Below are 12,417 nucleotides of genomic sequence, written 5' to 3'. Positions count from 1 at the left end.
TCTCAGGCCGCCGTGTCCTCGTGCACGCGGGCGTGGAGGTGCATGTCGTGCCAGCCGTCCTGGTGGAGGGCGGCGCTGCGCTTGGTGCCCTCCAGGGTGTAGCCGGTCTTCGTGGCGACGCGGCAGGAGGGCTCGTTGGCGGTGGCGTGCATCAGCTCCAGCCGGTGGAAGCCGATCTCCTCGAACGCCCAGCGGGTGAGCGCGGTCAGGGCGCGTGCCGCGACACCCCGGCCGCGCGCGTCCGGCGCGGTCCAGTACGCCACCTCGGCCGACCCCTCACCCAGCTCGATGGTGCGCAGGGCCACCCGCCCCACCACCCGGTCGGTGTCCTCGTCGGCGACGGCCCACTGGGCGGTGCGCTCGGCGGCCCAGCTCTGCCGCCACTCCTCGATCCAGCCGGCGACCTCCTCCACCGAGTCGGCCGACCGGATGTGCCACTGGTGCATCAGCGGGTCCTGGAAGACCGCGTGGACGGCCGGGGCGTCCTCGGCCCGCCAGGGACGCAGGAGGAGGCCGTCGCCGGTGGCGAGGACGGGCTGCGCGGAGCGGGAGAGCGTGCCCGCGGGCAGGAGGGGAGCGGCGGTGAAGGGCATGATCCATATCCTGCCCACCCCGCCCGGGGCCCCCAAGCGGTTTTCGGCCGCCCCACCGGGCCGACCGGTTCCCGGAGCTGTCCGCACGGTCCCGCCCGGCGCCGCGCGAGCCTCCCCGGCCACCCCCGTAGGCTGGGACGGTGAGACGCCGTACCCCTCCCCCGCCCTCCCCGCTGCCGCAGCGTGACGGGGTGGACCCGGTGCGGGTGCGGCTGCCCGGCACCGGCGACTGGGCGACCGTCCGGGAGCACCTGGTGCAGCGGCTCAGCGGGGCCGGTGTCGGCGTGGTGGAGGCGCTGCTGGACGCCGGGCTGGTCGTCGGGGCCGACGGGACCCCCGTGGCGCCGGACGCGCCGTACCGGCCGGGAGCGTACGTGTGGTTCCACCGCGAGCTGCCCGCCGAGGTGCCGGTGCCGTTCCCGGTGCCCGTGGTGTACCGCGACGAGCACATCGTGGTCGCCGACAAGCCGCACTTCCTGGCCACCACCCCGCGCGGCAGCCACGTGGCCGAGACCGCCCTGGCCCGGCTGCGCCGCGAGCTGGGCATCCCCACCCTGACGGCGGCGCACCGGCTGGACCGGCTCACCGCGGGGCTGGTGCTGTTCACGGTGCGGCCCGAGGAACGCGGGGCGTACCAGACGCTGTTCCGCGACCGCCGGGTGCGCAAGGTGTACGAGGCGGTCGCGCCGTACGACCCCGCGCTCGCCCTGCCGGTCACCGTGCGCAGCCGGATCGTCAAGGAACGCGGCTCGCTGACCGCGAGGGAGGTCCCGGGCGAGCCCAACGCGGTGACCCGCGTCGAGCTGGCCGAGCACCGCGCGGACGGGCTGGCCCGCTACCGGCTGACCCCCGAGACCGGGCAGACCCATCAACTCCGCGTCCACATGACCGCGTTGGGCGTCCCCTTGCTCGGCGATCCGCTGTACCCGGTGGTGGCCGACCCGGTGCCGCCCGGCGACTTCCGGCGCCCGCTGCAACTCCTCGCCAGGGAGCTGGAGTTCACCGACCCCGTCACGGGTCGCACCCACCGGCTGCGCAGCGCGCGGACGCCGGGCGCCTGGACGGCGTACGCGCGGTGGGCCGGTGACGGGACCGGGCCGACCGGTCCCGGCTGACCCCGGCCCGCGCCTCGCCCCCGGCCGGTCACCGGCTCAGTGGCCGCGCCACCAGGTCAGGAACCGCTGCCAGGCGTTCGGGCGCGCGGCCGGTTCCGGTGCGGTGAAGGGGGCGGACCCGGCCTCCTGCGGCACCCCGGCGCCCGCCGGGTCGGCGACCGGCTCGGCGAGCGGCGGCCCGGACGGCAGCACGGGTGTCGTGGGCCCCGCGGAGCGCTGGCCGGGCAGCGCCCCGAGGGTCGGGCCGAACACGACCTCCTGCTGCGGCTTGGGCGCGAAGTGCACGGGCAGGGCCACCAGGTGCCGGGAGGCGATGGAGGTCGTCCAGCGCAGGTCGCTCTCCGCGACGGCGAGTTGGACGTCGGGGAGCCGGGTCAGCAGCGCGTCGACGCCGACGTCGGCGATGGCGCGGCCGATGTCCTGGCCGGGACACTCGTGCGGCCCGCCGCCGAAGGCGAGGTGGGAGCGGTTGCCCCGCATGCTCGCGGACCGGTCGGGCCGGATGCGCGGGTCGACGTTGCCCGGCGCGGGCGCGAACAGCAGGCCGTCGCCCCTGCGGATGCGCTGGCCGCCCAACTCGGTTTCCTGCTTGGCGAAGTAGCCGAGGATCGTGCTGAACGGCGGCTCGTCCCACAGGGACTGCTCCACCGCCTCCGGCACGGTCATCTGACCGCCGTTGAGCCGAGCGTAGAAGCGGGGGTCGACGATGACCCGGCGCAGCACGTTGGAGAGCAGGTTGACCGTGGCCTCGTAGGCGGCGAACAGCACCAGCCGCAGGTGCTCGCGGACCTCGTCGTCGGTCAGCCCGGCGGGGTCGGTGACGAGGTGGCTGGTGAAGTCGTCGGCGGGCCGGGCGCGGCGGCGGGCGGTGAGCCGGCTGAGCGCGTCCATGACGTGGGCGTGGCTGGCGAGGGCGGTCTCGGTGCCCTTGAGCGCGTCGCGGGCGGCGTGCACCAAGCGGTCGTCGTACTCCTCGGGCATGCCGAGGACCTGGCACATCACGGCCATGGGCAGGTGTTCGGAGAACTGGCCGACGAGATCGGCGTGGCCGTCCTCGCAGAAGTCGTTCACCAGCCGCTGGGTGGCCCGGTAGATGTACCGGCGCAGGCTGCGGTGGTCGATCGTCGACATGGCCGCCTTCACGGCGCCGCGCAGCCGCTTGTGCTCCTCGCCCTCGGCGTGGGAGCAGATGGGCTGCCAGGCGATGTGCGGCATGAGGGGGTGGTCGGGTCTGACCATGCCCTCGGCGAGCGGCGTCCAGACGCGGCTGTCGCGGGTGAACTGGGAGGGGCTGCGCACCAGGTGCAGGTTCTCGGCGTGGCCGAGGACCACCCACATGGGGACATCGTCGTGGAGCAGGACGGGAGCGACCGGGCCGTGTTCCTCGCGCAGCTGCTCGTAGAGCCGGTCGAGGTCCTCGGCGCCGGGGCCGTAGAGGCGCTGGAGCCCGCCGGGTCCGCGGCCGTGGGCGGGACAGCCGGGCGGTGGGCCGGCGGTGAGGTCGTGCGTACCTGTCGTCGACTGGGGTTCAGGCGTCACGGTGGGTCGCTTTCGAACGGGGTGGGTCGGGGGTCCGGGGGGTGTCGCAGTCAGGTGAGGCTGCCGGTGAGCGTCAGCGAGTGCAGGAACCGCATCAGCGTCATCAGCACGTCCCGGCTGGAGGCGCGGCGGCGCACGTCGCACTCCACGATCGGGATCTCCGGGGGCAGGTCCAGGGCCGCGCGCAGGTCCTCAAGGGGGTAACGCGGGCCGTCGGGAAAGGTGTTGACGCCGACCACGAACGGCACCCCGCGCTCCTCGAGCCGGCCCATCACCTCGAAGCTGACCTCCAGGCGGCGGGTGTCGACCAGGACGACCGCGCCGAGGGCGCCCTCGAACAGGCCGTTCCACAGGAACCAGAAGCGCTCCTGGCCGGGGGTGCCGAACAGGTACAGCACGACCTGGTCCGTGATGCGGATGCGGCCGAAGTCCATGGCCACGGTGGTGGCGGTCTTGGACGCGGAGCCGAAGTCGTCGTCGACCCCGACGCCGGCCTGGGTCATGGTCTCCTCGGTGGTGAGCGGTCTGATCTCGCTCACCGAGCCGACCATGGTGGTCTTGCCGACGCCGAACCCGCCCACGATGACGATCTTCGCCGCGGCCTCGGTGGTGTGCGGCAGCCGGTCCTCGGTCCGTGGGCCGGGGATCGTGTCAGAGGCGTTGGAGTCCATGCATCACCGCTTCGAGGAGGGAACGGTCGGGGATCTGCTGCCGCACGATCGGGGCGCGCGCCTGGACCAGTTGCGCCGCCAGCAGGTCGGTGACCAGCACCGTCACCACGCTGAACGGCAGCCGCAGGTACGCCGAGACCTCGGCCACGGACAGCGGGGCGCCGCACATCCGCAGCACCGCGGTCTGCTCCGGAGTGGCGGAGGCGGGGGGCTCGGCGCGCGCCACGATCAGGGTGACCAGGTCCAGGGGCACGCGCTCGCCGTCGCCCGAGATGACGAACAGCCGCTCGGGCTGCCGGCCCTCGCCCTCCCGCTCCGCCCGCCCGGCCGGGTCGTCGCCGGCCGGTGCGCGGGACGGCGGCGGGGACGGCGGGACCGGTGGCGGGGGGCCGGGGTGGCGCCGTCGGCGGTGCGGAGGCGTCATACGGTCTGCCCGGAGTGCCGGGGCGGGCTGGTCAGGTGCGAGCCGATCCGCACGACGAGGTCGCGCATGTTCGCGCTCATGTGGCCGGGTTCGCAGCGCACGTCGGCGAGGACGGCGAGGTAGGCGTTGGCGCCGGCCGCCATCAGGTAGAAGTAGCCGCCGTTCATCTCGATCACCACGAGGTTCATCTCGCCGTCGCTGGTGGGGATCTCCTGCGCGACGGCGCTCGCCAGGCTCTGCAGTCCGGCGCAGGCGGCGGCCACGCGGTCGGCGGCGTCGGGGTCACCGGCGTAGCGGGCGATGCGCAGGCCGTCCGCCGAGAGCACCACGATCATCTCGATGCCCGGGACGCCGTCGTAGAGCTCCTTGAGCATCCAGTCGAAGTTGGCGCGCTGCTGGATCACGTGGGGTCCCCCTCGTCGTCGGCCTCGGGTCGGGCCTTGTCGTCGATCAGGTGCAGGTACTTGGTGGGGTTGCGGGTGAAGTCGGTCGGGTGCACGCCCGGGTTGTCCTTCTTCAGCCCCTCCCAGAACGACTCGACCCACAGGCCGGGCGCGGGCCGCTCCTCCTGGGCCTGCCGCTCTCCCGCCGCCTGCCGTTCCTCGGCGCGGGCCCAGATGTCCTCCTCGCCGCGCTCGGCGGCGCGTTCGGCGGCGGCCTGGGCGGCGTAGGCCTCGGTGATGCGCTGGACGAGGGGCACGGTGGCCTTGCTGCGGCGCTGGGGCAGGCCCTGCGGGGTCCACTCGGTGACGACGGGGACGTCGTCCTCCAGGGACACGTCGGCCGGGACCATCGGGTTGGTGGGCCGGCGCTTCTTCGGCTTGCGCTGCGGTGCCTCCACGTCGCCGAGGTCCTGCGTGGGCAGCGCGGCGGCGCCGATGCCGTGGGCGTAGAGGGAGGTGGGCCCGCCGGTGAGCATCTCGCTGGGGACGATCAGCACGGCGCGGACCCCGCCGTAGGCCGAGGGGCGCAGCGCGACCTGCATGTCGAACGCGGTGCACAGCCGACCGACGACGGCGAGCCCGAGCCGCGGGGTGTCGTTGATGTCCTGGAGGTCGACGCCGGCCATGGCGGCCTCGAGCATGCCCTCGGCCTTGGTACGGGTCTCCTCGCTGAGGCTGACGCCTGCGTCCTCGATCTCGATGGCGACGCCGGTCTGCACCTCGACGGCGTTGATGTGGACCTTGCTGGTCGGCGGCGAGTAGCGGGTGGCGTTGTCCATGAGCTCGGCGCAGGCGTGGATGACCGGCTCGACCGAGATGCCGCGGATGTTGACCTTGGCGATGGAGTCGAGCTGGACGCGGCGGTAGTCGAGGATGCGGCTCATGGCGCCGCGCAGCACGCTGTACAGCGGGACGGGCTGGGGCCACTGGCGGCTGGGCCGGCCGCCGCCGAGGACGCCGATGGAGTCGGCGAGGCGGCCGATCAGCGCGGTGCCGTGGTCGATGCGCAGGAGGTCGTCGAAGACCTCGGGGTTGCGGCCGTGGTCCTCCTCCATCTCCCGCAGTTCCTTGTTCTGCTGGTGGACGATGGCCTGGATGCGGCGGGCGACGCTGACGAAGGAGCGCTGGGAGGAGTCGCGCAGGTCCTGCTCGTGGTCGACGATCTCCAGGATCCGGTCGAACACGGCCTTCTGGGACGCGTCGAGCTCCCGGAAGTACGGGTCCGTCCGTTCGTAGTGGGCCTTCACCTCCAGGGGTGTACTTCCCTTGCGGAGGTGCAGCACGGAGGCGGGGATGTAGTCCCTGGCGAGCCGGAGGTTCTGCTCCACGTGCCCGGCGACGCGCTGTTCCAGGCGGGCCAGGTGCCGGGTGCGCTCCGCGCGCAGGTCGCGCAGCTCACGGCCGCGGCGCACCGCCTCGGCCGCCGTCGCGACCACCAGGACGGTGGCGACGGCCCCGCAGACGGCGACGGCGAGCCGTGCCGCCTCCGGCACCGCGACGACGGCGGCCGCACTCACCGCGGCCATCAGTATCGCGGGGGGCAACAGCACGCGTGCGTAGGGCAGTTCGCGGCGGCCGGGTGGGGACTGAACACTCACCATGGAAACCCTCTGTAGGGAATTGTCCGCATCTTCGGGATGATTGGGAACAAGCGCACGAATAGCCATCAACTCGTGCGCTGCGGGGCGAGCTTAGTCCGACCGGATCATCGCTGTGTCATGTTCGGCAACCGCCTGAAACGGGCGCCGGTGCTGGAGTAACCTCTTCCCCATTTGCACGCTCAGCCCCCACTCGCACACCCAGGGTGACGGCGTACGGGCATGCGAACGCCCCCGCCTCGGCGAGGCGGGGGCGTTCCCGGGGCTCAGCCCACGGACGAGTAGGCGACGACGCCCCGCAGCAGCTGGTCGACGGCCTTGCGGGCGGCCTTGGTGACCGTGGTGCCCTCACCGGGTGCGGCGGCCGAGATCTGCCCCAGCACGTCGATCACCTGCTTGCACCAGCGCACGAAGTCGCCCGCGGGCATCTCCGCCTCGCGCAGCACCTCGTCCAGGCCCTTGCCGGAGGCCCACATGTAGGCGGCCCAGGCGAAGCCGAGGTCGGGCTCGCGCTGGCCCACGCCCTCGGTCTGGCTGATCCGGAACTCCTCCTCCAGGGCGTCCAGCCGGCCCCAGATCCGCACCATCTCGCCGAGCGCGGCCTTCGCCTGGCCCGACGGCAGCTTCGGCGCCATCGCGTCGTCGCCGACCCGGGACTCGTAGACCAGCGCCGAGACGCACGCGGCCAGTTCGGCCGGGCCGAGGCCCTCCCAGACACCGGCCCGCAGGCATTCGCTGGCCAGCAGGTCCAGCTCGCCGTACAGCCGGGCGAGCCGCCTGCCGTGCTCGGTGACCTCGTTGCCCCGCAGGTAGTCCAGCTCGGTCAGCAGGGCCACGATCCGGTCGAAGGTCCGCGCGATGGTGTTGGTGCGGCCCTCGATGCGGCGCTCCAGCTGCGAGGTGTCGCGCAGCAGCCGGTGGTAGCGCTCGGCCCAGCGGGCGTGGTCCTCGCGGTCGTTGCACCCGTGGCACGGGTGGGCCCGCAGCGCCGTGCGCAGCCGGGCGATCTCACGGTCGTCGGCGGCCTGCGAGCGCTGCTTGCGGTGCCGCTCCGGCGCGATATGCCCGGCCTTGGTGCGCAGCGCCGAGGCGAGGTCCCGGCGCGACTGCGGGGAGCGCGCGTTGAACGACTTGGGGATCCGCATCCGGTCCAGCGGCTCCACGGGCACCGGGAAGTCCATCGACGCCAGCCGCTTGACCTGCCGTTCCGCGGTCAGCACCAGCGGCCGGGGCCCGTCCTGGTGGTCGAAGCCCCGGTGGCCGTTGGCCCGCCCAGCGGGCAGACCGGGGTCCAGCACCAGGGCCAGGCCGGCGTACTTGCCGGTGGGCACGTGGATGATGTCGCCGGGCTTGAGCCGCTCCAGGGCGACGGCGGCCTCGGCGCGGCGCTGGGACGCGCCCTGCCGGGCCAGCTCCGTCTCGCGGTCCTTCAGCTCGCGGCGCAGCCGCGCGTACTCCTCGAAGTCGCCGAGGTGGCAGGTCATCGACTCCTGGTAGCCGGCCAGCCCCTCCTCGTTGCGCTGCACCTGCCGGGAGATCCCGACGACCGAGCGGTCCGCCTGGAACTGCGCGAAGGACGTCTCCAGCAGCTCGCGCGAGCGGTGCCGGCCGAACTGCTCGACCAGGTTGACCGCCATGTTGTACGACGGCTTGAAGCTGGAGCGCAGCGGATAGGTACGGGTGCCCGCGAGACCGGCCAGGTGGTCGGGGTTCATGCCGCGCTGCCACAGCACCACCGCGTGGCCCTCGACATCGATGCCGCGCCGGCCCGCACGGCCGGTGAGCTGGGTGTACTCACCGGGGGTGATGTCGGCGTGCTGCTCGCCGTTCCACTTGACGAGCTTCTCCAGCACCACCGAGCGGGCGGGCATGTTGATGCCCAGGGCGAGGGTCTCGGTCGCGAAGACGGCCTTGACCAGGCCGCGCACGAACAGCTCCTCGACGACCTCCTTGAACGTCGGCAGCATGCCCGCGTGGTGGGCGGCGATGCCCCGCTCCAGGCCCTCCAGCCACTCGTAGTACCCGAGGACGTGCAGGTCCTCGCGCGGGATGGAGGCGGTGCGCTCCTCGACCAGGGCGCGCACCCTTTCCCGCGCGTCGTCGTCGTTGAGCCGCAGCCCGGCGTAGAGGCACTGCTGGACGGCGGCCTCGCAGGCGGCGCGGCTGAAGATGAAGGTGATGGCGGGCAGCAGGCCCTCGGCGTCCAGACGCTCGATGACCTCGGGACGGCCGGGCGTCCACACCCGGGAGCGCTGCCGGCGCTCGCGCTCGCGGTCGGCCTCGCGCATCGAGCGGCCGCGGCGCCGGTCCTGGTACGACGGGCGGCTCGCCTCCATGCGGGCCAGCCGGGTCAGGTCCGGGTTGACGGCCTTCTTGTGACCCTCGGCCTCCTCGAACAGGTCGTACATCCGGCGTCCGGCCAGCACGTGCTGGAACAGCGGCACGGGACGGTGCTCGGAGACGATGACCTCGGTGTCGCCGCGGACCGTGTCGAGCCAGTCGCCGAACTCCTCGGCGTTGGACACGGTCGCCGACAGGGACACCAGGGTGACCGACTCGGGGAGGTGGATGATCACTTCCTCCCAGACGGCGCCGCGGAAGCGGTCGGAGAGGTAGTGCACCTCGTCCATCACCACGTGCCCCAGGCCGACCAGGGTCTGGGAGCCGGCGTAGAGCATGTTGCGCAGGACCTCGGTGGTCATCACGACCACCGGGGCGTCGGAGTTGACGCTGTTGTCGCCGGTGAGCAGGCCCACCTTGTCCGCGCCGTACCGCCGGCACAGATCGGCGTACTTCTGGTTGGACAGCGCCTTGATGGGCGTGGTGTAGAAGCACTTGCGGCCCTGCTGGAGGGCGAGGTGGACGGCGAACTCGCCGACGATCGTCTTGCCGGAGCCGGTGGGCGCGGCCACCAGGACGCCCTTGCCCGCCTCGAGCGCCTGACAGGCCTCGATCTGGAAGGGGTCGAGGCCGAAGTCGTACATCTCGCGGAAGGACGCGAGCGCGGTGGCCTGCTCGGCAGCGCGCCTGCGCGCCGCCGCGTACCGCTCGGCCGGTGAGAGGTCCTGAGTCATCGTGCTTTCGAGCGTACCGGGCCCCACTGACAACAGGACGATCATTATCCGTATCAGCCGCCCCGGAACCCGGGTCCGCGCAGCTCAGGGCTGTGGCGGAGACGGCGGGGCGGGCACGGGGGCGTGCGGCGGACGCGGGGGCAGGGCCCGGAACCCGGGTCCGCGCAGCTCAGGGCTGTGGCGGAGACGGCGGGGCGGGCACGGGGGCGTGCGGCGGACGCGGGGGCAGGGCGGAGCGGACGGCGCATCCGGTTGCACAGCTCAGGGGCCGAGCACCCGTACCGCGCCCGGTATGCAGCGCACGGTCAGGGGGAGGGGGCCGAGGGGCTCGCCGTCCGTGTAGGCCGTGACGTCCGGCGCCGCCAGCTCGACGCGTGCCGCCCGGTGCACGGTGACCTTCGGGTGGTCGACGTGGGTGCCCCGGTAGACCCGCGGGAACACCCGCAGCAGCGTCGTACGGGAGCAGTCGGCGACGACGGTGACGTCGAGGAGCCCGTCGGCGGGGTCGGCGCCGGGGCAGATCCGCATGCCGCCGCCGTAGGACGGTCCGTTGCCCACGGCGACGAGGGTGGCCTCGACCTCGCGGACCTCGCCGTCGTCCAGCCGCAGCCGGTAGGGGAAGGGGCGGAGGGCGGCCAGTTCGGCGAGCACCGCCAGGTCGTACTTGGAGCGGCCGGCGGGCCACCGCATCCGGTTGCCGCGGTCGTTGACCCGGGAGTCGAAGCCGGAGGCGAGGACGGTGCCGAACCAGCGGTCGCCGGCCCGGCCGAGGTCGAGGTCGCGGACCCGGCCGTCCCCGAGGGCGTCGGCGAGCAGCGCGCCCGCGGCGGCCGGGTCGCGCAGGGGCAGGCCGAGGGCGCGGGCGAAGTCGTTGCCGGTGCCGACGGCGACCACGCCGAGCGGGGTGCGGGTGCCGGCGACGGCCTGGAGCGCCAGGTGGACCAGCCCGTCCCCGCCGACGGCCACGAGGGCGCCGGTGCCCCCGGCGACGGCGGCACGCGCGCGGGCCAGGGCGTCGGCGGCGTCCTCGCCGACGACGGTGCGCACGGCGTGTCCGGCGGCCCGGAACGCGGCAGCGGCCGGCTGCGCCGCGCGGGCGCCCCGGCCGCGGCCCGCGGTGGGGTTGACGAAGAGGGTGATCTCGCTGGTCACGAGAAGTGACCCTAAGAGCTTCCCGGTGATCGTCAGGTCACGTCGTCATAACCGTTGACGCGTTCGGCGCGTTCGGTGCTCGCCTGCTCGGGCAGCGCACGCGGGCTGGTCACCGGCTCGACCGTCCCGATGTCCTCGGGGGTCAGGTCCAGCTCGGACGCCTCGTCGTCGGCGGGGGCGAGGGCCTCGCGGCGGCGCCTGCGGCGGTCGTTGAGCAGGGAGAAGGCGACGGCGCCGAAGTACAGCACCCAGATGGGTCCGGCGAGGGCCAGCATCGAGATGGGGTCGGTGCTGGGGGTGGCGACCGCGGCGAACACCGTGATGCCGATGATCATCGCCCGCCACCAGCCGGCCATCCGGCGGCCGGTGATGGCGCCGGTGAGGTTGAGCATCACCAGCAGCAGCGGCAGCTCGAAGGAGAGGCCGAAGACCACGACCATGCGCGTGACGAGCTGGAGCAGGTCGTCGAGCGGCAGGAGGTTGTCGACACCGTTCGGCGTGAAGTCGATCAGTACCTTGGCGGTGGTCGGCAGGACCCGGTAGGCGAAGTAGGCACCACCGAGGAACAGCGGGACGCCGGTGCCCACGAAGGCGTAGGCGTACTTCCTCTCGTGCTTGTGCAGACCGGGCGCGACGAAGGCCCACAGCTGGTACAGCCAGACCGGCGAGGCGAACACGACACCGGCCATCAGCGAGACCTGCAGCGCCAGGGTGAAGGGCGCGAGCAGGCCGTTGATGGTGATGCGGGCGCACCGGTCGGGATCGCTGGACTGCGCCAGTTCCGCGAAGCTCTCCCTGCAGCCGACGGAGTCGAGGATCGGCTGGGTGAGGAAGTTGATGATGTCGTTGTAGAAGAAGGCGGCGACCACCGCTACCAGGACGATGGCCAGCATCGCCTTCGCGAGCCGGTTGCGCAGCTCACGAAGGTGTTCCGCGAGGGGCATCCGCCCCTCGGGGTCCTTCTCCTTCTTGCGGGCAGGCTTGAGCAACCCACGTTCCCATCTCGTACGGCGGGCCGGAGGTCACCGGCCCTGCGTCAGCGCTTGGTGGTGTCCGTCGGCTCGGTCACGGGACGGGAGCTGGTCACGTCACCGGGAGAGGCCTGGATGGTGCGCTGCGCGGGGGGCTGCTCGCCGTTGTTCGGCGGGCCGGCCGGCGTGGCCGTGCCGTTGCCGTTGCCGTCTTCCTTCATCGCCTTGGCCTCGCTCTTGAGGATGCGCGCGGACTTGCCGAGCGAGCGGGCCATGTCCGGAAGCTTCTTCGCGCCGAACAGCAGGATGATGACGACGAGGATGAGAATGATCTCGGGGGCGCCGAGCCTTCCGAACATAAGTCTTTACCTTCTCACCGAGGCTGCTGGGTGGGGTGCTGTCCGATCGGCCGGACAGGTGTCCGAAGGATCGCGTCGACAGCGATCGTAACGCTCAGGGGTAAACGCGGGGCAATCCCTGGGCGTACTCCCGGTCAGCGGTCCGTGCCTCGTTTACCGGGCCGCGACCAGCAGCGTACCGCCCGCCCCTGCCGTGACGGGAGGGCGATGGGCCCGACTGGCGCGAACGGCGCAGGAGTCACCGGGGGTGCCCGGTGTCCCTCACAGCGAGTCCACGGCCCGGGCCGCGCTCGTCGAGGCGCGCTCCAGGTCGTCCGCGGCCCGGCTGATCCGCGTGGCGGAGTCGGTCACCTGCCGGCCGAGCCGCTCGGCCTCCACGAACACCCGGACGGCCAGGACGGCCAGCACCGTGAGCCCCAAGAACCCCATCGCCACCGCGAACATCGCCCAGAACATGCCGTCGAGCCTAGACCGTCCC

General features: G+C 73.0%; 12 protein-coding genes. 1 reads left to right on the top strand and 11 read right to left on the bottom strand.

Annotated features, from left to right (window positions below; all coding sequences use genetic code 11):
- Nucleotides 1-2: 2 nt before the first annotated feature.
- Nucleotides 3-593: a GNAT family N-acetyltransferase gene (locus AQJ30_RS18745; protein WP_067235239.1), complete on the bottom strand. Its 591-nt coding sequence runs from the start codon at nt 591-593 to the stop codon at nt 3-5.
- 140 nt (nt 594-733) lie between these two features.
- Between AQJ30_RS18745 and AQJ30_RS18740 the strand changes: the two genes are divergently transcribed.
- Nucleotides 734-1,708 carry a pseudouridine synthase gene (locus AQJ30_RS18740; protein WP_067235237.1) on the top strand — a complete coding sequence of 325 codons (975 nt, stop codon included), beginning with the start codon at nt 734-736 and terminating at the stop codon, nt 1,706-1,708.
- Between the two features lie 36 nt (nt 1,709-1,744).
- Here AQJ30_RS18740 and AQJ30_RS18735 read toward each other — a convergent pair whose 3' ends face one another.
- The 10 genes from AQJ30_RS18735 to AQJ30_RS18690 all read right to left on the bottom strand — a co-directional run bounded on the left by AQJ30_RS18735 (nt 1,745) and on the right by AQJ30_RS18690 (nt 12,395).
- Complete coding sequence (locus tag AQJ30_RS18735) at nt 1,745-3,247, bottom strand: cytochrome P450 (protein ID WP_067235234.1); 1,503 nt, start codon at nt 3,245-3,247, stop codon at nt 1,745-1,747.
- A 50-nt stretch (nt 3,248-3,297) separates the two neighbouring features.
- A complete protein-coding gene (locus AQJ30_RS18730; RefSeq protein ID WP_067235232.1) occupies nt 3,298-3,918 on the bottom strand; it encodes a GTP-binding protein in 621 nt (206 codons plus the stop codon).
- A complete protein-coding gene (locus AQJ30_RS18725; RefSeq protein ID WP_067235231.1) occupies nt 3,899-4,342 on the bottom strand; it encodes a DUF742 domain-containing protein in 444 nt (147 codons plus the stop codon). Before AQJ30_RS18725 ends, AQJ30_RS18730 begins: the two co-directional genes overlap by 20 nt.
- The gene (locus AQJ30_RS18720) at nt 4,339-4,746 is read right to left on the bottom strand and encodes a roadblock/LC7 domain-containing protein (protein WP_067235228.1); all 408 of its coding nucleotides are present in this window, start codon (nt 4,744-4,746) and stop codon (nt 4,339-4,341) included. Before AQJ30_RS18720 ends, AQJ30_RS18725 begins: the two co-directional genes overlap by 4 nt.
- Nucleotides 4,743-6,386: an ATP-binding protein gene (locus AQJ30_RS18715; protein WP_245726988.1), complete on the bottom strand. Its 1,644-nt coding sequence runs from the start codon at nt 6,384-6,386 to the stop codon at nt 4,743-4,745. Before AQJ30_RS18715 ends, AQJ30_RS18720 begins: the two co-directional genes overlap by 4 nt.
- Nucleotides 6,387-6,649: 263 nt before the next feature.
- Nucleotides 6,650-9,502 carry a DEAD/DEAH box helicase gene (locus AQJ30_RS18710; RefSeq protein WP_067235224.1) on the bottom strand — a complete coding sequence of 951 codons (2,853 nt, stop codon included), beginning with the start codon at nt 9,500-9,502 and terminating at the stop codon, nt 6,650-6,652.
- A gap of 216 nt (nt 9,503-9,718) precedes the next feature.
- Nucleotides 9,719-10,609 carry a diacylglycerol kinase gene (locus tag AQJ30_RS18705; protein WP_067235222.1) on the bottom strand — a complete coding sequence of 297 codons (891 nt, stop codon included), beginning with the start codon at nt 10,607-10,609 and terminating at the stop codon, nt 9,719-9,721.
- A gap of 32 nt (nt 10,610-10,641) precedes the next feature.
- On the bottom strand, nt 10,642-11,598 hold the full coding sequence (gene tatC, locus AQJ30_RS18700; RefSeq protein ID WP_067235221.1) for a twin-arginine translocase subunit TatC: 957 nt from the start codon (nt 11,596-11,598) through the stop codon (nt 10,642-10,644).
- Between the two features lie 47 nt (nt 11,599-11,645).
- Nucleotides 11,646-11,939, bottom strand: a complete 294-nt coding sequence (gene tatA / locus AQJ30_RS18695) for a Sec-independent protein translocase subunit TatA (protein WP_067235212.1) — start codon at nt 11,937-11,939, stop codon at nt 11,646-11,648.
- Between the two features lie 261 nt (nt 11,940-12,200).
- Entirely contained in the window at nt 12,201-12,395 is a 195-nt protein-coding gene (locus AQJ30_RS18690; RefSeq protein WP_067235210.1) for a hypothetical protein, read from the bottom strand.
- Nucleotides 12,396-12,417: the final 22 nt, after the last annotated feature.

The organism is Streptomyces longwoodensis (assembly GCF_001514125.1).
In the GTDB taxonomy this organism is placed as follows: domain Bacteria; phylum Actinomycetota; class Actinomycetes; order Streptomycetales; family Streptomycetaceae; genus Streptomyces; species Streptomyces longwoodensis.
This window is presented reverse-complemented; position numbering and strand designations above follow the sequence as displayed.

Bases quoted from the DNA above. Each gene is read 5' to 3' on its own strand.
- AQJ30_RS18745 (WP_067235239.1), bottom strand. From the start codon at position 593: ATGCCCTTCACCGCCGCTCCCCTCCTGCCCGCGGGCACGCTCTCCCGC.
- AQJ30_RS18730 (WP_067235232.1), bottom strand. From the start codon at position 3,918: ATGGACTCCAACGCCTCTGACACGATCCCCGGCCCACGGACCGAGGAC.
- AQJ30_RS18725 (WP_067235231.1), bottom strand. From the start codon at position 4,342: ATGACGCCTCCGCACCGCCGACGGCGCCACCCCGGCCCCCCGCCACCG.
- AQJ30_RS18715 (WP_245726988.1), bottom strand. From the start codon at position 6,386: ATGGTGAGTGTTCAGTCCCCACCCGGCCGCCGCGAACTGCCCTACGCA.
- AQJ30_RS18710 (WP_067235224.1), bottom strand. From the start codon at position 9,502: ATGATCGTCCTGTTGTCAGTGGGGCCCGGTACGCTCGAAAGCACGATG.
- tatA (WP_067235212.1), bottom strand. From the start codon at position 11,939: ATGTTCGGAAGGCTCGGCGCCCCCGAGATCATTCTCATCCTCGTCGTC.
- AQJ30_RS18690 (WP_067235210.1), bottom strand. From the start codon at position 12,395: ATGTTCTGGGCGATGTTCGCGGTGGCGATGGGGTTCTTGGGGCTCACG.